This window comes from Xanthomonas nasturtii (genome assembly GCF_001660815.1).
Taxonomy (GTDB): Bacteria; Pseudomonadota; Gammaproteobacteria; order Xanthomonadales; family Xanthomonadaceae; genus Xanthomonas; species Xanthomonas nasturtii.
On the sequence record NZ_LYMI01000078.1, the window covers coordinates 44,858 to 67,232 of the forward strand.

At 63.7% G+C, this 22,375-nt stretch carries 11 protein-coding genes and 2 other RNA genes; all 13 read left to right on the top strand.

All coding sequences use genetic code 11. The features are described from left to right. The first annotated feature begins 59 nt into the window (after positions 1 to 59). Positions 60 to 368 carry an STAS domain-containing protein gene (locus A7D16_RS19705; protein ID WP_010375641.1) on the top strand — a complete coding sequence of 103 codons (309 nt, stop codon included), beginning with the start codon at positions 60 to 62 and terminating at the stop codon, positions 366 to 368. Beyond that, positions 365 to 730 (top strand): response regulator, encoded by a 366-nt coding sequence (locus A7D16_RS19710; protein ID WP_002806565.1) that lies wholly within the window; start codon positions 365 to 367, stop codon positions 728 to 730. Before A7D16_RS19705 ends, A7D16_RS19710 begins: the two co-directional genes overlap by 4 nt. A gap of 32 nt (positions 731 to 762) precedes the next feature. After that, positions 763 to 2,754, top strand: a complete 1,992-nt coding sequence (locus tag A7D16_RS19715; protein ID WP_064634920.1) for a chemotaxis protein CheA — start codon at positions 763 to 765, stop codon at positions 2,752 to 2,754. 394 nt (positions 2,755 to 3,148) lie between these two features. Further along, positions 3,149 to 5,419, top strand: a complete 2,271-nt coding sequence (locus tag A7D16_RS19720; protein WP_064634921.1) for a methyl-accepting chemotaxis protein — start codon at positions 3,149 to 3,151, stop codon at positions 5,417 to 5,419. A 294-nt stretch (positions 5,420 to 5,713) separates the two neighbouring features. Then, positions 5,714 to 6,247: a hypothetical protein gene (locus A7D16_RS19725; RefSeq protein ID WP_064634999.1), complete on the top strand. Its 534-nt coding sequence runs from the start codon at positions 5,714 to 5,716 to the stop codon at positions 6,245 to 6,247. A 61-nt stretch (positions 6,248 to 6,308) separates the two neighbouring features. Next, positions 6,309 to 6,384, top strand: a non-coding RNA gene (locus A7D16_RS19730) — sX9 sRNA. Between the two features lie 305 nt (positions 6,385 to 6,689). Then, positions 6,690 to 8,867 carry a methyl-accepting chemotaxis protein gene (locus tag A7D16_RS19735; protein ID WP_064634922.1) on the top strand — a complete coding sequence of 726 codons (2,178 nt, stop codon included), beginning with the start codon at positions 6,690 to 6,692 and terminating at the stop codon, positions 8,865 to 8,867. A gap of 66 nt (positions 8,868 to 8,933) precedes the next feature. Beyond that, positions 8,934 to 11,693 (top strand): methyl-accepting chemotaxis protein, encoded by a 2,760-nt coding sequence (locus A7D16_RS19740; RefSeq protein WP_064634923.1) that lies wholly within the window; start codon positions 8,934 to 8,936, stop codon positions 11,691 to 11,693. A gap of 65 nt (positions 11,694 to 11,758) precedes the next feature. Continuing rightward, positions 11,759 to 11,832: non-coding RNA, sX9 sRNA (locus A7D16_RS19745), on the top strand. Between the two features lie 187 nt (positions 11,833 to 12,019). After that, positions 12,020 to 14,278 (top strand): methyl-accepting chemotaxis protein, encoded by a 2,259-nt coding sequence (locus A7D16_RS19750; protein ID WP_064634924.1) that lies wholly within the window; start codon positions 12,020 to 12,022, stop codon positions 14,276 to 14,278. Between the two features lie 463 nt (positions 14,279 to 14,741). Next, complete coding sequence (locus A7D16_RS19755; RefSeq protein ID WP_064634925.1) at positions 14,742 to 17,000, top strand: methyl-accepting chemotaxis protein; 2,259 nt, start codon at positions 14,742 to 14,744, stop codon at positions 16,998 to 17,000. A gap of 399 nt (positions 17,001 to 17,399) precedes the next feature. Beyond that, the gene (locus A7D16_RS19760; RefSeq protein ID WP_064634926.1) at positions 17,400 to 19,649 is read left to right on the top strand and encodes a methyl-accepting chemotaxis protein; all 2,250 of its coding nucleotides are present in this window, start codon (positions 17,400 to 17,402) and stop codon (positions 19,647 to 19,649) included. 103 nt (positions 19,650 to 19,752) lie between these two features. Beyond that, on the top strand, positions 19,753 to 22,224 hold the full coding sequence (locus A7D16_RS19765) for a methyl-accepting chemotaxis protein (protein ID WP_064634927.1): 2,472 nt from the start codon (positions 19,753 to 19,755) through the stop codon (positions 22,222 to 22,224). The last annotated feature ends 151 nt before the right edge of the window (positions 22,225 to 22,375 follow it).

The following is a 22,375-nucleotide window of genomic DNA, read 5'->3' on the forward strand; positions in this document are numbered from 1 at the left end:
GTTAAAGCTTTTCCGCCTTCCGCCGTTAGTACGCATAGAACCAGCCGTTCGGAGCAACAATGAGCACAGTGACATTGGGTGAGGATCTCGGCATCGAGACCAGCGCCGACCTCAAGCAGAAGCTTGCCGGATTCCTCACCCAGGACGGCGACCTGGTGCTTGATGCCGGTGAAGTCCGACGCATCCACACCGCCAGCGTGCAGTTGCTCTGCGCCTTTGTGCAGACCCGCCGTCAGGCCGGCCTGCACACCGAGTTCGATGGCTGCAACGACACCTTTAGAGATGCGGCTCGTCTGCTCGGCGTCACCGACGCGCTCGGACTTCCCGCATCCAATGACAACCTGAAATCTGTGGAGAACGCCGCATGAGCGCACGTATCTTGGTGGTGGACGATTCGGCGTCGATGCGCCAGATGGTCTCTTTCGCCCTCACCTCTGCCGGCTTTGCCGTCGAAGAAGCCGAAGACGGCGCCGTTGCGCTGGGCCGCGCGAAGGGCCAACGCTTCAATGCGGTGGTGACCGACGTGAACATGCCCAACATGGACGGCATTTCGCTCATCCGCGAGCTGCGCCAGCTGCCGGACTACAAGTTCACCCCGATGCTCATGCTCACCACCGAGTCGGCGGCCGACAAGAAGTCCGAAGGCAAGGCGGCCGGTGCCACCGGTTGGCTGGTCAAGCCGTTCAATCCGGAACAGCTGATCGCCACCGTGCAGAAAGTCCTCGGTTAAACCCTCTCGCTTCACCTTCGGATTTCACGCCCATGAGCATGGACCTGCAACGTTTCCACGCCACCTTTTTCGAGGAAAGCCGTGAAGGGCTCGACGCGATGGAGGCCGGGCTGCTGTCGCTTGAAGAGGGCAACCGCGACCCGGAAATCATCAACTCGGTGTTCCGCGCCGCGCACTCGATCAAGGGCGGCGCTGCCACCTTCGGTTTCGATGCGGTCGCCGGCCTGACCCACGTGCTGGAGACGCTGCTGGACGAGTTGCGCTCCAACAAGCGCCAGCTCGAACCCAATGCGGTCGACGCCATGCTGGGCTCGGTCGATGTATTGCGCGCGCTGTTGCGCGAAGCCGAACACGGCACCCCGGCCGACCCGGCCGCGGTCAAGGCCGTGCACACCCGCTTGAACGCGGTGCTGGCCGGCGAAGCACCGGTAGCTGCGGTGGTCGCCAAGCCGAAGGAAGAAGAACCCGAAGCCTGGCATATCGGCTTCACGCCGGCGCCGTCGCTGTTCATGAGCGGCAACGACCCGCTGCGCATCATCCGCGAGCTCGAACACCTGGGCCCGCTGCAGATCGCCGCACGTCTGGAGCGCATGCCCGGCTTTGAAAACATCGACCCGCTGGAAGCGTATCTGGCGTGGGATCTGGGCCTAATCGGCAAGATTCCGCGTAGCAAGATCGAAGACACCTTCGCCTGGGTGGTGGACGATTGCGAACTGGACATCCGCCCGATGGCGGTGCCCGGCCCGCCGCCGAGCCTGGCGGTGGACGCTGCAGCTGCCGCACCGGTTGCCGCCGCTGCCGAACCCGCTGCTGCCGCTGCAGCAACGCCGGCCAAGGCCGCCGCGGCCGAAGCCGAAAGCTCGATCCGCGTCAGCGTCGACAAGGTCGATGCGTTGATCAACCTGGTCGGCGAGCTGGTGATTACGCAGGCCATGCTCAAGCAGGTGTCCACCGGTCTGGATCCGGCGCATGCCGAACAGCTGTTCGCCGGTCTGGATCTGCTCGAACGCAATACCCGCGATCTGCAGGAAGCAGTCATCGGCGTGCGCATGCTGCCCGTCGATGCGGTGTTCCGCCGCTTCCCGCGCCTGGTACGCGACCTCTCCAGCCGTCTCGGCAAGCAGGTGCGTCTGCGCACCATTGGCGAAAGCACCGAGCTGGACAAGGGGCTGATCGAAAAGATCGCCGACCCGTTGGTCCACCTGGTACGCAACTCGATCGACCATGGTCTGGAAATGCCCGATGCGCGGCGCGCTTCCGGCAAGGACGAGACCGGCACCATTACCCTGGCAGCATCGCACCAGGGTGGTCACATCGTGATCGAAGTCAGCGACGACGGCCGCGGCCTCAATCGCGCCAAGATCCTGGAAAAAGCGGCCGAACGCGGCATTGCGGTGCCGGACAACCCGACCGATGCGCAGGTGTGGGACTTGATCTTCGCACCGGGCTTCTCCACCGCCGATGCGGTGACCGATCTCTCCGGTCGTGGCGTGGGCATGGACGTGGTCCGCCGCAACATCCAGGGCCTGGGTGGCGAAGTACAGCTGGAAAGCAACGCCGGCAGCGGCACCCGCGTGCTGATCCGTCTGCCGCTGACCCTGGCCATCCTGGACGGCATGACCGTCTCGGTTGCCGGCGAAACGCTGATCCTGCCACTGTCCTACGTGCTCGAAGCACTGCAGCCGGCGCCGGAAGATGTGCGCTCAATGGCGGGCGACGGCCGGGTGCTGCGGGTGCGTGGCGAATATCTGCCGATTCTCTCGCTCACCAATTACTACGGTTTCGGCGGGCAGCAGTCCTCCAAGGAATCGCTGGTGGTGGTGGTCGAAGGCGACGGCCAGAAGATCGCGCTGGAAGTGGACGAATTGCTCGGCCAGCAGCAGGTGGTGGTGAAGAACATCGAGAACAACTACCGCCGCATTCCGGGTGTTTCCGGCGCCACCATCCTCGGCGATGGACGGGTCTCGCTGATCGTGGACATCGGTGGCCTGGTGCGTTCGTTGAAGGTGCCGCAGGCAGCGTAAGAACCAAGCGGCACAAGAACAGCACTAAACCACGCAAAAGGCGCAGCCCCCTTCTTCCATCTGGAGAAGGAACCCCGAAGGAGCAGATGAGGGTACGTGCGAAGCCAGGCAATCATTTAAAGCGCAAGAACCGCCGATGTTGTGCGGTAACGACAAAGCCCTGGCAGCGATGCCGGGGCTTTGTCGTTACCACGCACCCACTCGCCACACACGCTGGCACTGTCGCCGCTGCCGCCCTTGCCTTGTCCGCATTGCACGAGGCAACGCAACGCCTCATATGCCGCACCGGCGATGAACGCAGACGCATCGACGAACGCGCATCGGCTCAAGAAAACCTGCCAGCGGACGCTACCGTTGTACTTCTTTTCCTCTCCCCTCCCTCCCAGAGAACACCATGAAATTTCTGCATTCTCTCAATGTCGGGCGACGCCTGGCCTTGGCTTTCGCCTTATTGATCGTCCTGCTTGCCGGCTCGACCAGCCTGGCGTTGTACGAATTCAAGACGGTCAAGCATCAGGTTTCGATCATTATCGAAATCAATAATCGCAAGGCACAGCTGCTCAACCAGATGCGCGAGAGCAATATGCTGAGCGAACGTTATATCCGCGACTTGATGCTGGCCGCGCCGCAGCAACAGCCCACGATCGATGCGCAGCTCAAGGACAACCGCACGCACTACGCCCAGCTGTGGACTGCGCTCAAACGCCTGCCGACCACTGCCGATGGCATGCGTGCACGCCAGAGCATCGAAGACAGCCTCAACGCAGCCCGCGCCACCAACAACCATCTGCTCGGCATGATCCGCGACGGCGATCTGGACGGCGCCAAGCAGCTACTGGGCGGTGAAGCAAAGCCGCTGCTGGAGCAACGTTCCGACGCCATTGCCGCTGCAGTGGAATTGCAGAACCAGCAGAACGCTGCCGGTGCAGCCGCCATCCTGAGCAGCGTGGCGCTGGCCAATCGCGCCCTGTTCGCCTTCGGTCTGTTGTCGGCCGGTCTGGCTGCTGCACTGGCATGGCTGATCTCGCGCAGCCTGGTGCGGCCGTTGAAGCAGGCCACGCAGGTGGCCGAGGCGATCGCGCACGGCAAGCTGGATAACCCGATCGGCCCGCAACCGGGCGACGAGCCTGGCCAATTGTTGACCAGCATGCGCGGCATGCAGGACCAGCTCAAGGCGGTGGCCGCCGCGCAGCAGGACATGGCACGCCGGCACGACGCCGGCCAGATCAGCTTCCGCATGGATCAGGCGGCGTTTCCCGGCGAATACGGCGCCATGGTGCGCGATACCAATGCACTGGTCGCTTCGCATATCGAAGTCAAGATGAAGCTGGCGCAGATCATGTCGCGCTATGCCATCGGTGACATGAGCCAGGACATGGACCGCCTGCCCGGCGAGAAGGCCGTGCTCAGCGACACCATGGATGCGGTCAAGCGCAACCTCTCGGCGATGAACAGCCAGATCCAGTTGCTCGCGCAGGCGGCCGCCGATGGCGACTTCAGCGTGCGCGGCGACACGCAGCGCTTTCAGCACGATTTTCTGGCGATGGTGGAAAGCCTCAACCGGTTGATGGCCACTGCCGATGGCAACCTCGGTGCGTTGTCCAAGGTGCTGCAAGCCATTGCCGCCGGCGATCTGACAGAGCGCATGCACGGCCAGTTCCACGGCGTGTTCGCGCAGATGCGCGACAACGCCAATGCCACCACCGAGCAGTTGTCCGGCATCGTCGGGCGTATCCAACTAGCTACCAGTTCGATCGACACCGCTGCCGGCGAAATCGCTGCCGGCAATGACGACCTGTCGCAGCGCACCGAGCAGCAAGCGGCCAATCTGGAAGAAACCGCCGCCTCAATGGAGGAACTCACCTCCACCGTCAAGCAGAACGCCGAAGGCGCACGCCAGGCCAATCAGCTCGCCATCGGTGCCGCCAACGTGGCCTCGCAAGGTGGTGAAGTGGTCAGCAAGGTCGTCGCCACCATGGCCGACATCCAGGCGTCGTCGAAGAAGATTGCCGACATCATCAGCGTCATCGACGGCATCGCCTTCCAGACCAATATCCTGGCCTTGAATGCGGCCGTGGAAGCGGCGCGTGCCGGCGACCAGGGCCGCGGATTTGCGGTGGTGGCCAGCGAAGTGCGCACGCTGGCGCAGCGCTCGGCCGGTGCCGCCAAGGAGATCAAACACCTCATCGACGACTCGGTGAGCAAGGTCGCCGAAGGCTCGCTGCTGGTGGACCAGGCCGGCACTACCATGGCCGATATCGTGGCCAGCGTGCAGCGCGTGACCGACATCATGGGCGAGATTTCCGCCGCTTCGCAGGAGCAATCGGCCGGGATCGAGCAGGTCAACCTCACCGTGACGCAGATGGACGAAGCCACCCAGCAGAATGCTGCACTGGTGGAAGAAGCCACCGCTGCGGCGCGTGCAATGGAAGAACAGGCCGGCCAGCTGTCCGATGCAGTGGCGATCTTCAAGATCCATCCCGGCACGACGCAGCCGGCAACGACGTCCCGCCCTGCCCCGCAGCGGCTGACAGGTGTTGTCTCGACGCATGCGCCCCGTCACCTTGGATCAGCCAAAGCGAAGCCGGCGATCAAACCCACGATCGTCTCGCGCCCGGCGCTTGCGACGGCCACCGACAGCCAAGCGGACTGGCGCGAGTTTTAAGCGCACAGCGCTAGCCCAGCTCCCTCACGGAGATGGATTCGGGTGAGAGGATGGCCCGGTGTCACTGCGCCAGTCGTCCTCGCACCTCACGCAACGTCCCAGAACGCCCCGGCCAACCGCCGGGGCGTTCTGCCATCCACATACCGAAAGCCACAATCACCGAGCGCTTCACCAAGCCAACGATTCATGCACCTGCCTTGCCGTTGGTCGAAAGGTGATCAAGCACAAGCTTCCGCGGCCGATACACACAGCAATGAGGGCGGAAGCGCCCGCGCCATGTCGAAGGACGTCCGCATGCATACCGCCAATTCCATCCGCTCTGCCCGCTACACGCTGGGCGCCGTATTCGGCGTCGCCATGCTGGCAGCGAGCGTGTCGCTGCCGCCCTCGTTTGCAGCTCCGGCCGCACCGGTCTCGGTACTGCTGGACAGCGTGCCGGTAAGCGCGTTGCAGTCGCTGGCCATCGACCTGGTGCAATTGCGCGACGACCAGCGGGCACAGCTTGCCGCTGCGCACGATGCGGCCCGCGTGCAGGCCTATGACGAGCGCATGGGCAGCCTGCGGCAACGCATTGCCCGGCATGCCGGGTATTTTCAGGCCACCGCACCGCAGGGTGAGCAGGCGCGCCAGTTTGCAGTGGTGCAGCAGCAGCTGGGCCAGTATCTGGAGCAACAGCGTCTGGCCAATCGCGCGCTGCATGCCGGCGATCTGCACCAAGCGCACGTCTTGTCGCTTGGGCAGCCCGGCGATACCCACCAGATGCTCTGGGCCGAGCTGCAGAACCTGCAGGCATCGGTGGCCAAGGCTGGCGCGCCGCAGCGCCGCTGAAAGCAGCTGACAAGACGACTACGTTCACCGCCAGGCGGGCGCGGCCGGTGCCTGGTGCGGCATGAAGCGCTCGCACACTGCGGTTTCTCGGCGCTGTCCACACCCACCTGACGCCGGCTCGCTACGTCCTGTTGACTCTCTTTGCGTTGCAGCATGTGCCGGTCACACCCGTAGCGCGATCACCACTACACCCTCCACAACACGCCGTACGCTTCACATGATTTGCCTGGCGGTGGTTCGTGCGCGCCACGCCGTGCCGGCATGTTTCTGGACCTGAGCATCAGCCGATGGCGCTGTCTTGACCCATGCGGTGGCGCGCCGCCCGGACATCGGTGGTTGCACGGTGCGCTAGCACAACTGGCGCCACGCAATGCTCAACATTTCCACTACCGGGTCGCTATTCGACTTATCCCGGTCACAATCCTCTTGCTGGATACCTGTCATGACGTTCAAGAGCTCGTTCACAAAGACGTTGGCCAATGTACCGCTCAAACGCAAATTTTTCGCCCAGACCGCGCTCGTTGCGTTGGGGATCATCATCCTGGCCGTCGTCGCGGCACGCATGCAGTATGTCGATCTCACCGATACGCGGCGCGATGGGCTCAAGAGCCAGATCGAAATGGCGATCGCGGTGGTCAATGGCTACGCCGAGCGCGCCGACAAGGGCGAGATGGATGTGGCGACCGCAAAGTCCAAGGCATTGGCAACGCTGTCCACCATGCGTGCACGCGGTGGTGTTGACTACATCTACGTCACCGACCAGGCGCCGGTGATGCTGATGCACCCCACCCGCCCGGATCTCAACGGCAAGCCGTTGACCGACGTGCTCAGCCCGGACGGCAAGCGTATCTTCCCGGCGTTCGTGACCGTCGCGCAGGCCGGTGGCGGCTATGTCGATTACACCTGGGCCAAGCCCGGCCAGAAGGACCCGGTGCCCAAGACTTCGTACGCGGCGCTGTACAAGCCGTGGGGCTGGGTGATCGGCACCGGTGTGTATCTGGACGACACCCAATCGCAGGCGCTGGCCTTTACCGGCGTGGTGACCCTGGCCGGCGGCGTGCTGGTGCTGATCAACCTGCTGGCCGGCTGGATGATCGGCAACTCGATCCTGGAGCCGGTGGCGCGCGCATTGGCGGCGATCAAGGGCGTGGCACGTGGCGATTTGAGCGTGCGCACCGCCGAGCATGGCAACGATGAAATCGGCCAGATGCTCAAGGCCACCGACGACATGGTGCATACCCTGGAGCGCTTCTCCGCGCAGACCAAGGTGATGATGCACATGCATGCCGGCGACGACGTCACCCACCGCATGCCGACCGACTTCCCGGGCGTCTATGGCGAGCTGGCCAGCGGCGTCAATACCATGGTGTTCGAGCATCTGGACGCCATCGTCGATGCGATCGACATCCTCAACGAATATGCACAGGGCGACCTGTCACGCGATGCCACGCGCTTGCCCGGCACCCGCGCGGTGCTGCACGAAGCGATGAACGCGGCCAAGGCCAGCCTGCTGGCGATCAATACCGAGATCAAGCGGCTGGCACAGGCGGCGGCAAATGGCGACTTCAGCCAGCGTGGCGATGCAACGCGCTTCAAGCACGATTCGGCGCGCATGATCAACGACCTCAACGCGATGATGGAAGTCAGCGACCGCAACCTGGGCAAGCTGTCCGAGCTGCTGGCCTCCCTGGCCGAAGGCGACCTCACCGTGCGCATGGACGGCCAGTTCCATGGCGTGTTCGCCCGCATGCGCGACGATGCCAATACCACGGCCACGCAGCTGGCCGGCATCGTCGGGCGCATCCAGCAGGCGGCCAGTTCCATCACCGGCTCGGCCAGCGAAATCGCCGCCGGCAATAACGACCTGTCGCAGCGCACCGAACAGCAGGCGGCCAATCTGGAAGAAACCGCCGCCTCGATGGAAGAGCTCACCTCCACCGTCAAGCAGAATGCCGAAAGCGCGCGTCAGGCCAACCAGTTGGCGATCGGGGCCGCGTCGGTGGCGTCGCAAGGCGGGCACGTGGTCAGCCAGGTGGTGGACACCATGTCCGGCATCCAGACCTCCTCCAGGAAGATCGCCGAGATCATCAGCGTCATCGACGGCATCGCCTTCCAGACCAACATCCTGGCCCTGAATGCCGCGGTGGAAGCGGCGCGCGCCGGCGAACAGGGCCGCGGGTTTGCCGTGGTGGCCTCGGAAGTGCGCACGCTGGCACAGCGCTCGGCCGGTGCGGCCAAAGAGATCAAGCATCTGATCGACGACTCGGTCGGCAAGGTGGCGCAGGGGTCGGCCTTGGTGGATCAGGCCGGCAAGACCATGGCCGATATCGTGTCCTCGGTGCAGCGCGTGACCGACATCATGAGCGAGATTTCCGCCGCCTCGCAGGAACAATCTGCCGGCATCGAGCAGGTCAATCTCACCGTCACCCAGATGGATGAGAGCACCCAGCAGAACGCCGCGCTGGTGGAAGAAGCCACCGCTGCCGCCAACGCCATGCAGCAGCAGGCGCAGCAACTGGACGATGCGGTGTCCAGCTTCCGGGTCGTGGCTGCAACCTCCAGCCAGTTCGGCCATGCCGGCGCACGCGCACCGGCGCGGGTTGCGCTAGCCGCCTACTGATCGCACCTGCCCCGCTTCGGCGGGGCTCCTTCTCTCTTCTCCCTTCCCCTTTCGCGGCTACTGCTCATGACTTCGTCTTCCACACACACTCGCTCCGGCGGCAGTCTGGCGTATCGCCTGATGTTCGGCACCGCGGTGGCTGCGCTGCTGTGTTTCGGTTTGACCGCGGCCATCACCTACTGGCAAAGCAGCCGCGCATTGAGCACGTCTGCGCAGGCCACCATGCAGAATGCCGCGCGCTACCAGGCCGAGCAGATCGGCAGCGAACTGGGCCAGGCCATGACCACCAGTCAGGCGCTGGCCACCACCTTGCTGGCGCAGCGCGCCAACGGCGGTATCAGCCGCGATACCGCCGCTGCGGTAATCCACAATCAGTTGCAGGATCACCCCGAGTGGGTGGGCATGGGCACGTTGTGGGAAGCCCAGGCCTTCGATGGCAAGGACAGCGACTTCGCCAACGCCAAGGGCCACGATGCCAGTGGCCGCTTCATGACCTACTGGGGGCGCGACGGCAAAACGCTGGTGCGTGAACCAGCCACCAATTACGAAACCCCGGGCCTTGGCGACTGGTATCTCAAGCCGCGCGAGCTGCTTCGGCAGACCGTTGCCGAACCCTACGAGTACACGATCGGCGGCAAGACCGTGTTGATGACCACCTTGTCCACCCCGATCCTGCAGGACGGCAAGTACCTGGGTACGGTGGCGGTGGACGTGGCATTGCCCGCCTTGCAGCAACGGCTGGGCGCACTGCGCCCGATGGACAAAGGCTATGTCGAATTGCTCTCGCCCTCCGGCGTGGTGCTGGCATCGCGCGACAGCACGCGCATCGGCAAGCCGCTCACCGACGCGCGCCACCGCGCCGTGCTCGACGCGATCAAGGCCGGCAAGGATGCGGTGGATTTCATTCCCGATGCCAATGGCACGGTGAGTGCCTATGTCCCCTTGCAGATCGGCAAGGCGCAGGAGCGTTTTGCGCTGGGTGTGGTGGTGCCGTCTGCGGCGATCATGCAGCAGGCGCATCGTCTGCTGTGGACGATCCTGTTGGTGGGCCTGATCTCGGCGGTGGTGCTCAGCGGTGCGTTGTTCCTGCTGCTGCGTCGCCAGGTGGTGCGCCCGCTGGAATCTGCAGTAGTCGTGGCCGATGCGATCGCCTCAGGCAAGCTCGATAACCACATCACCGTGCAGCGTCGGGATGAAGTGGGCCGGTTGATGGGCGCCATGCAGCGCATGCAGGACGACCTACGTGCACGGATTGAAGGCGACACCGCCATCGCCAATGAAAACCTGCGGATCCGCTCTGCGCTGGAATACTCCGGCATGGAAGTGTTGCTCGCCGACGAACAACACACCTCAGTCTTCATGACCGAAGCGCTGCATACATCGCTCAAGCACGGTGAGCCGGCTTTTCATGCCAAAGGCCAAACCGGTTTCAGCGCCGATGCGGTAATCGGCAAGCCGCTGGATTACGTACTCGGCACCGACGGCGAGGGCAAGGCGCGTGCACTGCGCGTGCGGCAAGTGCAGTCCACGACGCTGGAGCGCTACAGCTTCGGTCCGGTAACGCTGGATCTGACCATGACTCCGCTGTACGCAGCCGATGGTCGTCGCAGCGGCAGCATGCTGCTGTGGCGCAATGTCAGCGATGAGGTCAGCACGCAACAGGAAGTGGCGGCACTGGTGCAATCGGCGTTGATGGGCGACTTCGGCCAGCGTCTGGCGCTGGAAGACAAGCATGGGTTCTACCTGGAATTCGGTCGCCAGCTCAACGGATTGCTGGAAACCACCTCGCAAAGCCTGGAGCGCATTTCCAGCCTGCTCAGCGCGCTGGCCGAAGGCGACCTCACCGTGCGCATGGATGGGCAGTTCGCCGGCGTGTTCGCCCGCATGCGCGATGACGCCAATGCCACCGTGGCGCAGCTCACCGGCATTGTCTCCGGCATCCAGACCTCGGCCACGCAGATCAATGCGGCCGCCAGCGAAATCGCTGCCGGTAACAACGACCTGTCGCAGCGCACCGAACAGCAGGCGGCCAATCTGGAAGAAACCGCGGCCTCGATGGAAGAACTCACCTCCACCGTCAAACAGAATGCCGAACACGCACGCCAGGCGAACCAGCTGGCCATCGGTGCGGCCGGCGTGGCATCGCATGGCGGTGCGGTGGTGGCGCAGGTGGTCACCACCATGTCCGGCATCGAAACCTCGTCCAAGAAGATTGCCGAAATCATCAGCGTCATCGACGGCATCGCGTTCCAGACCAACATCCTGGCCTTGAATGCGGCGGTGGAAGCCGCGCGAGCCGGCGAACAGGGCCGTGGTTTTGCGGTGGTCGCCTCGGAAGTGCGCACGCTGGCCCAGCGTTCGGCCGGCGCCGCCAAGGAAATCAAGAGCTTGATCGACGACTCGGTCAGCAAGGTGGCAGAAGGCTCTGCGCTGGTGAATCAGGCCGGCAGCACCATGGCTGAAATCGTCTCCTCCGTGCAGCGCGTCACCGACATCATGGGCGAGATTTCTGCCGCCTCGCAGGAACAATCCAGCGGCATCGAGCAGGTCAACCTCACCGTGACGCAGATGGACGAAGCCACCCAGCAAAATGCTGCGCTGGTGGAAGAAGCCACCGCTGCCGCCCGCTCGATGGAAGAGCAGGCCGGGCAGCTGGCGCAGGCCGTCGCGCGCTTTACGCTTGCCGATGCGCCCCAGGTCGCGGCGCTAACACGCCCGGCCAGGCCGGCTTCCATCGCGCCCAGACCGGCAGCACCCGTGCGCCGTGCAGCGGCAGGCGCACCCGCCGGAGCGCCCGGTAATGAAGCCCAGTGGCAGGACTTTTGAGAGCAGCCGATAAAACAACTGTGCTCACTGCCAGTCGGGCGCAGCCGCTGCTCGGAATCGAGTACATACCACTCGTAGACGCTGGTTCCTCCGCGCCATCCACACCCACCTGACGACCGCTCCAGGCGCTCTGTGCGCCGTCGCAACCACGGCGCTGGACCATGGCGCTCTGGATAGATGACGACAGATCAGCTGGTTTACGCAGACATACACGCATTGCGCCCAGCCGCAGAACTATTTGGCTCATTGTTGACACATAAAGAATCGTCGCCAGGAGCCGCTAGCGTGCAAGACAACATCGCGCAGCGACACCCCGGAGTTACATGATGAACAAGTTCAACGATTGGCCCATTCGCCGCAAGCTGATGTTTGCGTTCTGCCTCAGTGCCGTGCTCACCGCCCTGCTCGGCGGCCTGGGTTTTTCGCGCATGAAGCAGATGCAGCAGCAGACCGCCCTCATCAATGAAGATGTAGTGCCGGTGCTGAGCAAGCTTTCGGAACTGCGTGGCTTCGCTGGCGAATTCCGCGTCTATGAAGTGGGCCAGTTCGTCAATCTGGACGACCCGGAGCGCTATGCGTATTTCTTCAAGCGCATGGACGAGATCCAGGCCAAGTACGCGCAGACCCAGAAGGCGCTGGACGCCAAGATCGGGCCGGATTCTGCGCTCAAGGCCGAATACGCCAAGCTGGCCGATGCCAGCACGCGCTACTTCGCCGCCAACGTGAAGCTGCGGACGTTGTACGCAACCACTGACCGCGCTGCGGCGATGGAATTCTCGCGCAAGCAGTCTGGCGAGATCCGCAAGGAATTGTTCGCCTCGGTCGACAAGATGTATGCACAGCAGTCCAAGGCGCTGGGCGACATGGTCGCCGCCAGCGCAACCTCGTTCAAGTTCACCAGTGCGGTGCTGTTACTGGGCACCTTATTGATGGCCGCGCTGTCGATCACTTTCGGCTGGTTGATCGCGCGCGGCATCACCAACCCGCTGTCCAGGGCATTGGGCGCCATCCAGGCAGTGTCGCGCGGCGATCTGAGCGTGCAGGTGAGCAAGACCAGCAAGGATGAGATTGGCCAGATGCTCGACGCCACCGGCAACATGACCCAGATGCTGCGTCGTTTCACCGACGAAACCGCGCGCATGTCGCACCTGCATGCTGCCGAAGACATCACTCACCGCATGCCGGAAAATTTCCCCGGCGTGTACGGCACCCTGGCCGGCGGCATCAACACAATGATCTTCGAGCATCTGGATGCCATCACTGATTCGGTGCGCATTCTCAACCAGTACGCACAGGGCGACCTGACCCAGGACGCACGCCGTCTGCCGGCCAGCCGCGCGAACCTGCACGAGGCGATGGACGCGGCCAAGGCAAGCCTGTTGTCGATCAACACCGAGATCAAGCAGCTGGCGCAGGCTGCTGCGGCTGGAGATTTCAGCGCCCGCGGCGACGCGGCGCGCTTCAAGTACGACTTCGCGGTGATGGTGTCGGATCTGAACTCGATGATGGAAGTCAGCGACCGCAACCTGGGCAAGCTGTCGCAGTTGCTCGGTGCCGTGGCCGAAGGCGACCTGACCGCACGCATGGACGGCGAATTCCACGGTGTATTCGCACGTCTGCGCGACGACGCCAATGCCACCACCCAGCGTCTGACCGACATCGTGGGCCGCATCAAGCACTCCACGCTGGCGATCAACACGGCCGCTGGAGAGATTGCGGCCGGTAACAACGACCTGTCGCAGCGCACCGAACAGCAAGCAGCCAATCTGGAAGAAACCGCGGCCTCGATGGAAGAGCTCACCTCCACCGTCAAACAGAATGCCGAACACGCCCGCCAGGCCAACCAATTGGCGATCGGCGCTGCGGGTGTGGCCTCGCACGGCGGCAGCGTCGTCGGCCAGGTGGTCACCACCATGTCCGGCATCGAAACCTCGTCCAAGAAGATTGCCGAAATCATCAGCGTCATCGACGGCATCGCGTTCCAGACCAACATCCTGGCCTTGAATGCGGCGGTGGAAGCCGCGCGAGCCGGCGAACAGGGCCGTGGTTTTGCGGTGGTCGCCTCGGAAGTGCGCACGCTGGCCCAGCGTTCGGCCGGCGCCGCCAAGGAAATCAAGAGCTTGATCGACGACTCGGTCAGCAAGGTGGCAGAAGGCTCTGCGCTGGTGAATCAGGCCGGCAGCACCATGGCTGAAATCGTCTCCTCCGTGCAGCGCGTCACCGACATCATGAGCGAAATTTCTGCCGCCTCGCAGGAACAATCCAGCGGCATCGAGCAGGTCAACCAGACCGTGACGCAGATGGACGAAGCCACCCAGCAAAATGCCGCACTGGTGGAAGAAGCCACCGCCGCCGCACGCTCGATGGAAGAACAGGCGCAGCAACTCACCGAAGCGGTGGCGCTGTTCCGTCTGTCGGCCGAACTGGAAGCGGTCACCCGCGCCACGCCGGTGGTGCGCCACATCACCGGCAAGCGCCCGGTTGCAGCCAGCACGCCGGCCGCCAAGCAGCAGGTCGCGCGCCCGGCAGGCCGTGCGGCAGTGGCGTTGGCGCCGTCCAATGCGTCGGATTGGGCCGAGTTCTGAGCCAGCGGTTGCAACGCTGGCAGCGTTGCAACAGGCCCCGTCATGCAGCCGCGCCCCTCACTCACGGGGCGTGGCTTTTTTTATACCTGGCACCTTGCGGATTGATCGAAACGATTCGCGACGCAGTGTCCCGCCGATCCTCGCAACGCAATCTCGATGGTCGGCAAGACAACTGCAAGCCACCCATAAGACATTCGAATTTTCTTGCTTTATTTGGCATTACGGCAGGGTTTGCTTGGTGATAACGGGCGTTAACGCTCGCCTTGACCGGGATTGGCGGCCTGGCAGGACATGGCGTGTCCTGACGACTCACATCTGTGACCGTAGTTATGTTTTTTTGGCATAGAGGTATTCAGGCCCCGCCCTCCGAGGCCGCTATTGCACTAGCACAACCAGTTCAACCGGCACCACCTACCTACCCACCCGCAGCGCAGCGCTGCCACTCAGCCTTCTGGGAACCGATATGAACGCATTTCTACAACGCTCCAACGTCGGCCCTCGCTTGGCAGCCGCATTCGCGGTGTTGATCGTGCTGTCCGGCATCATCGCCTTTATCGGCTATCGCGGCTTGAGTTCGGCGCATGCGTTGGTGGACGACATCGTGCACCAGAAGATGATCAAGATCCGATTATCGAACGATATGTTGAACGCCAATTACATCATCTCGATGCAGATGCGCAACTTGGTATTGCCTAACAGCGCCGAGCAGAGCAAGCGCTTTGCACAGACCATCCTGCTCAACCGGGAGACCTACACAAAGGTCCGCGAAAGGCTGCACGCAATGCATTCTTCGCCGCAGGAGCGTGCCCTTGGCAAGGAAATCGACGCACGGCGTGCCGTCGCACGGCCAGCTGTCGATGAGGTGATGCAGCTGATCAAGGCCAATCAGTTGCAGCAGGCGCAGACACTACTGCTGAGCAAGGCTGCGGCACGCGTGCAGGCATGGCAGGACAAGATCGCCGAGAACATCGCACTGCAGGACAAAGTTGCCACCGACGCCTCGGCGATCGCGCTGAAGTCGATGGACGATTCAAGCAAGCTCCTGGTGGCCGGCACCGTGTTGGTGGTGTTGCTCAGTGGCGCGTTGGGCCTGCTGATCACCCGTAGCCTGACCCAGCCGCTCAGCCGCGCCACCCGCGCTGCAGAATCCATTGCCGGCGGCAAGCTGGACAACGATGTGGAGACCCAGGCCACCGACGAAAGCGGCCGCCTGCTCAAGGCAATGAGCCGAATGCAGGAACAGTTGCGCAACCTGATCGCCGCGCAGGCCGACATGGCCAAGCGCCACGACGATGGCCAGATCAGCTTCCGTATCGATGCGTCGGCCTTCCCGGGCGACTACGGCCGCATGGCCAACGACACCAACTTGCTGGTGGCCTCGCACGTGGCCGTGCAGACCGATCTGGCGCGCATCATGGGGCGCTATGCCATCGGCGACCTCAGCGACGACATGGATACGCTGCCCGGCGAAAAAGCGGCGTTCACCGACGCCATGGCGCAGGTCAAGCTCAACCTTGGCGCGATGAACGGTGAGATCAGGCAGCTGGCGCAGTCCGCCGCCAACGGCGACTTCAGCGCACGCGGCGATGCCGAGCGCTTTCAGTACGACTTCCGGGCGATGGTGGAGAGTCTCAACACCTTGATGTCCACCGCCGACGGCAACCTGCAGTCGCTCTCCAGCCTGTTGCAGTCCATCGCCGCCGGCGACCTCACCGCACGCATGAGCGGCGAATTCCGCGGCGTGTTCGCACAGATGCGCGACGATGCCAACGCCACCGCCACGCAGCTGGCCGAGATCGTCAGCGGCATCAAGGCGTCGGCCGTTTCCATCAAGGGTGCCGCCAGCGAAATCGCCGCCGGCAACCAGGACCTGTCGCAGCGCACCGAGCAGCAGGCGGCCAACCTTGAAGAAACCGCCGCCTCGATGGAAGAGCTCACCTCCACCGTCAAGCAGAATGCCGAGGGCGCGCGTCAGGCCAACCAACTCGCCATTGGCGCCGCCAGCGTGGCGGTGCAAGGCGGCGATGTGGTCGGCAAGGTGGTCGACACCATGTCCGGCATCGAAGCCTCGTCCAAAAAGATCGCCGATATCATCAGCGTCATCGATGGCATCGCGTTCCAGACCAACATCCTGGCCTTGAACGCGGCGGTGGAAGCGGCACGCGCCGGCGAACAGGGCCGTGGCTTTGCAGTGGTGGCCTCGGAAGTCCGCACCCTCGCCCAGCGCTCCGCGGGCGCGGCCAAGGAGATCAAGGACCTCATCGACGACTCCGTGCGACGCGTGGCCGAAGGCTCCGCGCTGGTGCACACCGCCGGCAAGACCATGAGCGAGGTGGTCGCCAGCGTGCAGCGCGTCACCGACATCATGGGCGAGATCTCCGCGGCCTCGCAGGAACAGTCGGCCGGCATCGAGCAAGTCAACCAGACCGTGACCAGCATGGATGAAACCACCCAGCAGAACGCCGCGCTGGTGGAAGAAGCCACTGCCGCCGCGCGTGCGCTGGAAGAACAGGCCGTGGGTCTGACCGAAGCGGTCGCGGTGTTCAAGACCGATGCGACTTACCCGCAGGTCGCCACGCACACTGCTCCGCGCAGTGCTCCAAAAGCCGCTTCACCGGCGCGCAAGCCCGGCAGGCTTGCTGCCGCAACCGCCAGCAAGCCTGCTGCGCGCAGCAAGCCGGTGGCGGTTGCTTCCAACGAATCGAACTGGTCGGAGTTCTAACCCTACGCAACATCGCCAGACCCAGAACCGCGTTCGGCATCGAGCGCGGTTTTTTTTTGCGTGCATCGCAACCGGGCGTCATCTGAGCACGACACACCGGACAACGACAAGTCATTGTGCGGACATTTTCAGGATCCATGTGCCGCAGTGGTTGAGCCTGTCTTCATGGCGTACCAGGCATCTGCGCTGACACCGTTCAAACCATTCCTGCAGCACCGTATGGACAAAAAATGTCCTGAATATTCACCTCTGTGACCGCAGTTATATATTTTGCGCATCACAAACGTTCATTCCTGCATAGCCCAGCCGTTATCCCAGAGAGCGGCGTCGGTATGATCATGAAGTCATGCCTTACGTCACACGCGCAGCAACACTCGCCACGACGTCTGGAAACCAGCCATGAACACATTCTTGCAACGCTACAACGTGGGCCGCCGCCTTGGCGCGGCCTTCAGCATTTTGATCCTGCTGTCCGGCCTGCTGGTCGCCGCAGGCCTGGGAACGATGGCCGAAGCGCGTGCGCAGCTGGACTCCATCGTCAAAGACCGTTTGGTCAAGATTCGGCTCAGCAACAATATGCGCGCGGCCAACTCCGATATTTTCATCGCCATGGGCACGCTGTCCATGGTGACCAGCCAGGAACTGAACGATCAGGCGTTGGAGACGGTCAAGCAAAAGCGCCAGGCCTACGCGCATGAGCGCAAGGCGCTGGATGCCTTCCCACCCACGCCTTCCGGCCGCAAGCTGCGCGCGCAAATCGATGCGGCGCGCGAGGTTGCCCGAGACCTTAACGACCAGGTCATGGCGCTTGCCATGCAAAACAAGAACGACGAAGCACAAAAGCTGATGGTCGAAAAAGCCCGCCCTGCCATGACCGCCTGGCAGGCCAGGATCGACGAAAACGTCGCATTGCAGGAAAAGCAGACCCAGGCAAGCTATGAGCAAGCGGTCGCCGCGATGAACCGCGGCAAGGCCATGTTGATTGCCGGTGGTGTCGCGGTGCTGGTGATCAGCAGCCTACTGGCAGTTCTCATCACCCGCAGCCTCACCCAGCCGCTGAACCGCGCTACCCGCACAGCCGAATCCATTGCCGCCGGCAACCTGGATAACGACGTGGAGACCCGCGCCAACGACGAAACCGGGCGTTTGCTCAAGGCGATGCAGAAGATGCAGCTGCAGCTACGCAATTTGCTGGCTGCACAGACCGACATGGCCAAGCGCCACGACGATGGCCAGATCAGCTTCCGTATCGATGCGGCCGCATTCCCCGGCGACTATGGCCGCATGGCGCACGACACAAATACGCTGGTGGGTTCGCACATCGCACTGAAGATGCGCATGTCGCAGATCATGGGCCGTTACGCGATTGGCGACCTCTCGGAAGACATGGAAAGACTCCCCGGCGAAAAGGCCGTGATCAGCGACACCATGGCGCAGGTCAAGGCCAACCTTGGCGCGATGAACAGCGAGATCAAGCAGCTGGCGCAAGCGGCCGCCAACGGCGACTTCAGCGCACGCGGCGATGCCGAGCGCTTCCAGTACGACTTCCGGGTGATGGTGGAAAGCCTCAATACGCTGATGTCCACCGCCGACGGTAATCTGCAATCGCTGTCCGGGCTGTTGCAGTCCATCGCCGCCGGCGACCTCACCGCGCGCATGAGTGGTGACTTCCGCGGCGTGTTTGCACAGATGCGCGACGATGCCAATGCCACTGCCACGCAGCTGGCCGTAATCGTCAGTGGCATCAAGGCCTCGGCGACGTCCATCAAGGGTGCCGCCAGCGAAATCGCCGCCGGCAACCAGGATCTGTCGCAGCGCACAGAACAACAGGCCGCCAACCTGGAAGAAACCGCTGCATCCATGGAAGAACTCACATCCACCGTCAAGCAAAACGCCGAAAGCGCACGCCAGGCCAACCAGCTCGCCATCGGCGCGGCCGGCGTCGCGTCGCAGGGCGGCGAGATCGTCAGCAAGGTGGTCGAGACCATGAGCGGGATCGAGGCCTCGTCCAAGAAGATCGCCGACATCATCTCCGTCATCGACGGCATCTCGTTCCAGACCAATATCCTGGCCTTGAACGCTGCGGTGGAAGCCGCACGCGCAGGCGAACAAGGCCGCGGATTTGCGGTGGTGGCATCGGAAGTGCGCACACTCGCCCAGCGCTCGTCGGCTGCGGCCAAGGAGATCAAGAGCCTGATCGACGACTCCGTACAGCGCGTGGCCGACGGCTCGGTGCTGGTGCACAGCGCCGGCAAGACCATGGGCGAGATCGTCTCCAGCGTCCAACGCGTCACCGACATCATGGGCGAGATCTCCGCGGCCTCGCAGGAACAGTCGGCCGGCATCGAGCAAGTCAACCAGACCGTGACCAGCATGGATGAAACCACCCAGCAGAACGCCGCGCTGGTGGAAGAAGCTACCGCCGCCGCACGCTCGCTGGAAGAACAGGCCGTGGGCCTGACCGAGGCGGTGGCCGTATTCAAGATCGATGCGGCCTACGCAGCTCCGACCGTGCGCGCCACGCCCTCGCGACCGGTGGTGAGTTCAGCGCTCAAGGCCAAGGTGCCAGCAGCCGGCCGCACCGCAGCCGCCCAACTGCGCGCGGTGGTCACCGCGCCCAGCAACGACACCAGCTGGCAGGAGTTCTAAGCGAACTAAACTGCCTGAACGGTTTCGGTCGGCAGCGATGCCGACCGGCTCAAGGCATAACAGTTATCGGCCGATAGCCTGCGTACGCTTATGAGAGGCACCGATGACCATTGCTCCTGCGCTGTTGCAGCACACCGCTTCATCCTCCCTGCGTCGCTGGACCAGCCGCTGGGACGATGTGGCCATTGTCAAAAAACTCGGTGTGATCGGCGTGCTTGCATTGGCTGGCCTGGTGATCCCGGTGCTGCTTTACAGCGGCAAGCTCAATGAAAGCGTCGCCATCAGCAGCAACGAGTTGCGCAGCTATGCACCGCTTGGGCAGGTGCTGGGCCTGATCACCGACCTGCACGCTGCGCATGTGGGCAGCGGCAGCACTGCCAGCGCTGCGGCGCAACGGGCCGAGCGCGATCTCACCCAACTGCTCGCCACCACGGCCAGCATGCCCGGCTTCGAACGTAGCCAGAAAGAATTGCTTGCCCTGCAGCAGCGCCATGTTGCCGGCGCGGCCGCCGAGGGCTATGCCGCCGTGAGCGAACAGGCGTTCGCCGCGCTCGATGCGCTGCGCGACGACAGCCAGCTGGTCTACACCCCATATATCGAGAGCTACCATCTGGTGGTGTCCACGCTGATCTACAGCCCCGACGCCACCGAATCGCTGACCCGCCTGGATGCCGCCAGCGACCCGTCGCAGGCTGGCGAAAGACGCGCCGTGCTGCGCGAGCAACTCAATCAGCTTGCGCGAAACCATGTACGTTTCCGGCATGAGCTGGACAAGGCGATGGGCCTGCTGGAACAGCCCGATCCGGCCCTGGCCGATGCCGCCAGGACCGAAGCCACCCAAGCAAGCGCGGCCCTGGCCGCCCTCGCCACCGCGCTGGAAGGCAGCGATACCCAGGCAGACACGCAATGGAACGCCGCGCTCGATGCGCTTGGCCAGACCCTGCAGGCGCTCAGCGACGTCTCGTTGCAGGCGCTGCAGCGGCAATCCCAACGTCACCTGGTGGATGCACGCAACGCGATGTGGGAAGCCATCGCCGGCCTGTCGCTGCTGGCACTGCTGATCGCCACGCTGGGTTGGTACACCTTGTCGCGGCTGACCCGTAATGTACGCCGCGCCGCCGCGGTGGCAGCCAATATCGCGCAGGGCCAGCTGGACGATCATGTGGTCGCCGCCAGCCGCGACGAGACCGGGCAATTGCTCGGCACCATGCGCCGGATGCAGGAACAACTGCAGCGGGTGCTGAGCGCGCAAAGCGAGATGGCGCAGCGGCACGAGGCTGGCCAGCTCAGCTACCGCATGCCGGCAGACAGCTTTCCCGGTGCCTACGCCATCATGGTGCGCGACACCAACGCGCTGGTCGGCTCGCACATCGCAGTGAAAATGAAACTCGCACAGATCATGTCGCGTTATGCCATCGGCGACCTGAGCCAGGACATGGACCGACTGCCCGGCGAAAAGGCCGTGCTCACCGACACCATGGATACCGTCAAGGCCAACCTGTCGGCGATGAACAGCGAGATCAAGCTGCTCGCGCAGGCCGCCGCCAACGGCGATTTCAGCGTGCGCGGCGATGCGCAGCGCTTCCAGCACGACTTCCGCGCGATGGTGGACAGCCTGAATCAGCTGATGTCCACCGCCGACGCCAACCTGCAGGCGCTTTCCACGGTGTTGCAGGCGATTGCGGCCGGCGATCTCACCACCCGCATGCACGGCGATTTCCACGGCGTGTTCGCGCGCATGCGCGACGACGCCAATGCCACCGTCACCCAGCTGGCTGACATCGTCGGGCGTATCCAGCAGTCCACCGATGCCATCAACGATGCCGCCGGCGAGATTGCGACCGGCAATCAGGATCTGTCGCAGCGCACCGAGCAACAGGCCGCCAACCTGGAAGAAACCGCCGCCTCGATGGAGGAACTCACCGCCACCGTGCGCAACAACGCCGAGCATGCGCGCCGTGCGAACCAACTGGTGGTCGGTGCGGCCACGGTGGCCTCGCAAGGCGGTGCGGTGGTCGGTGAGGTCGTGGGCACCATGGCCGGCATCCAGGCTGCGTCAAAGAAGATCGCCGACATCATCAGCGTCATCGATGGCATCGCGTTCCAGACCAACATCCTGGCCTTGAACGCGGCAGTGGAAGCCGCGCGCGCAGGCGAGCAAGGCCGCGGCTTTGCAGTAGTGGCCAGTGAAGTGCGCACGCTGGCGCAGCGCTCGGCCGGTGCGGCGAAAGAGATCAAGCAGCTGATCGACGATTCGGTCAGCCGGGTCGAGCATGGCAACCAACTGGTCGGCCAGGCCGGTCGCACCATGCAGGACATCGTCGATTCGGTGCAGGACGTCACCACCATCATGCACGAGATCAGCGAGGCCTCGCAGCAGCAGTCGCAAGGCATCGAACAGGTGGGCCAAACCATCGCGCAGATGGACCAGGCCACCCAGCAGAACGCCGCGCTGGTGGAAGAAGCCACCGCCGCCGCCCGCGCGATGGAAGAACAGGCGCAGCAGTTACGTAATGCGGTATCGGTGTTCCAGTTGCAGGTTGCGGTGTCGCCCCGCCTTGATCGTGCAGCCTGAGGGCCGCCGGGCGCGCTGACCGCCCCGCATGCGGCACGCCGCAGACGGCCGGTGATGGGGCCGGCGACCTGATCGCCTGTCGATGGGACACCCCCACCACCGCAGTTGTGTCGCTGCCCTGCCAGGACGACCGGTGGTGCTGCCCTGAGGG

Coding starts and splice junctions, on each gene's coding strand:
- A7D16_RS19705 (WP_010375641.1), top strand. CDS start 60: ATGAGCACAGTGACATTGGGTGAGGATCTCGGCATCGAGACCAGCGCC.
- A7D16_RS19710 (WP_002806565.1), top strand. CDS start 365: ATGAGCGCACGTATCTTGGTGGTGGACGATTCGGCGTCGATGCGCCAG.
- A7D16_RS19715 (WP_064634920.1), top strand. CDS start 763: ATGAGCATGGACCTGCAACGTTTCCACGCCACCTTTTTCGAGGAAAGC.
- A7D16_RS19720 (WP_064634921.1), top strand. CDS start 3,149: ATGAAATTTCTGCATTCTCTCAATGTCGGGCGACGCCTGGCCTTGGCT.
- A7D16_RS19725 (WP_064634999.1), top strand. CDS start 5,714: ATGCATACCGCCAATTCCATCCGCTCTGCCCGCTACACGCTGGGCGCC.
- A7D16_RS19735 (WP_064634922.1), top strand. CDS start 6,690: ATGACGTTCAAGAGCTCGTTCACAAAGACGTTGGCCAATGTACCGCTC.
- A7D16_RS19740 (WP_064634923.1), top strand. CDS start 8,934: ATGACTTCGTCTTCCACACACACTCGCTCCGGCGGCAGTCTGGCGTAT.
- A7D16_RS19750 (WP_064634924.1), top strand. CDS start 12,020: ATGAACAAGTTCAACGATTGGCCCATTCGCCGCAAGCTGATGTTTGCG.
- A7D16_RS19755 (WP_064634925.1), top strand. CDS start 14,742: ATGAACGCATTTCTACAACGCTCCAACGTCGGCCCTCGCTTGGCAGCC.
- A7D16_RS19760 (WP_064634926.1), top strand. CDS start 17,400: ATGAACACATTCTTGCAACGCTACAACGTGGGCCGCCGCCTTGGCGCG.
- A7D16_RS19765 (WP_064634927.1), top strand. CDS start 19,753: ATGACCATTGCTCCTGCGCTGTTGCAGCACACCGCTTCATCCTCCCTG.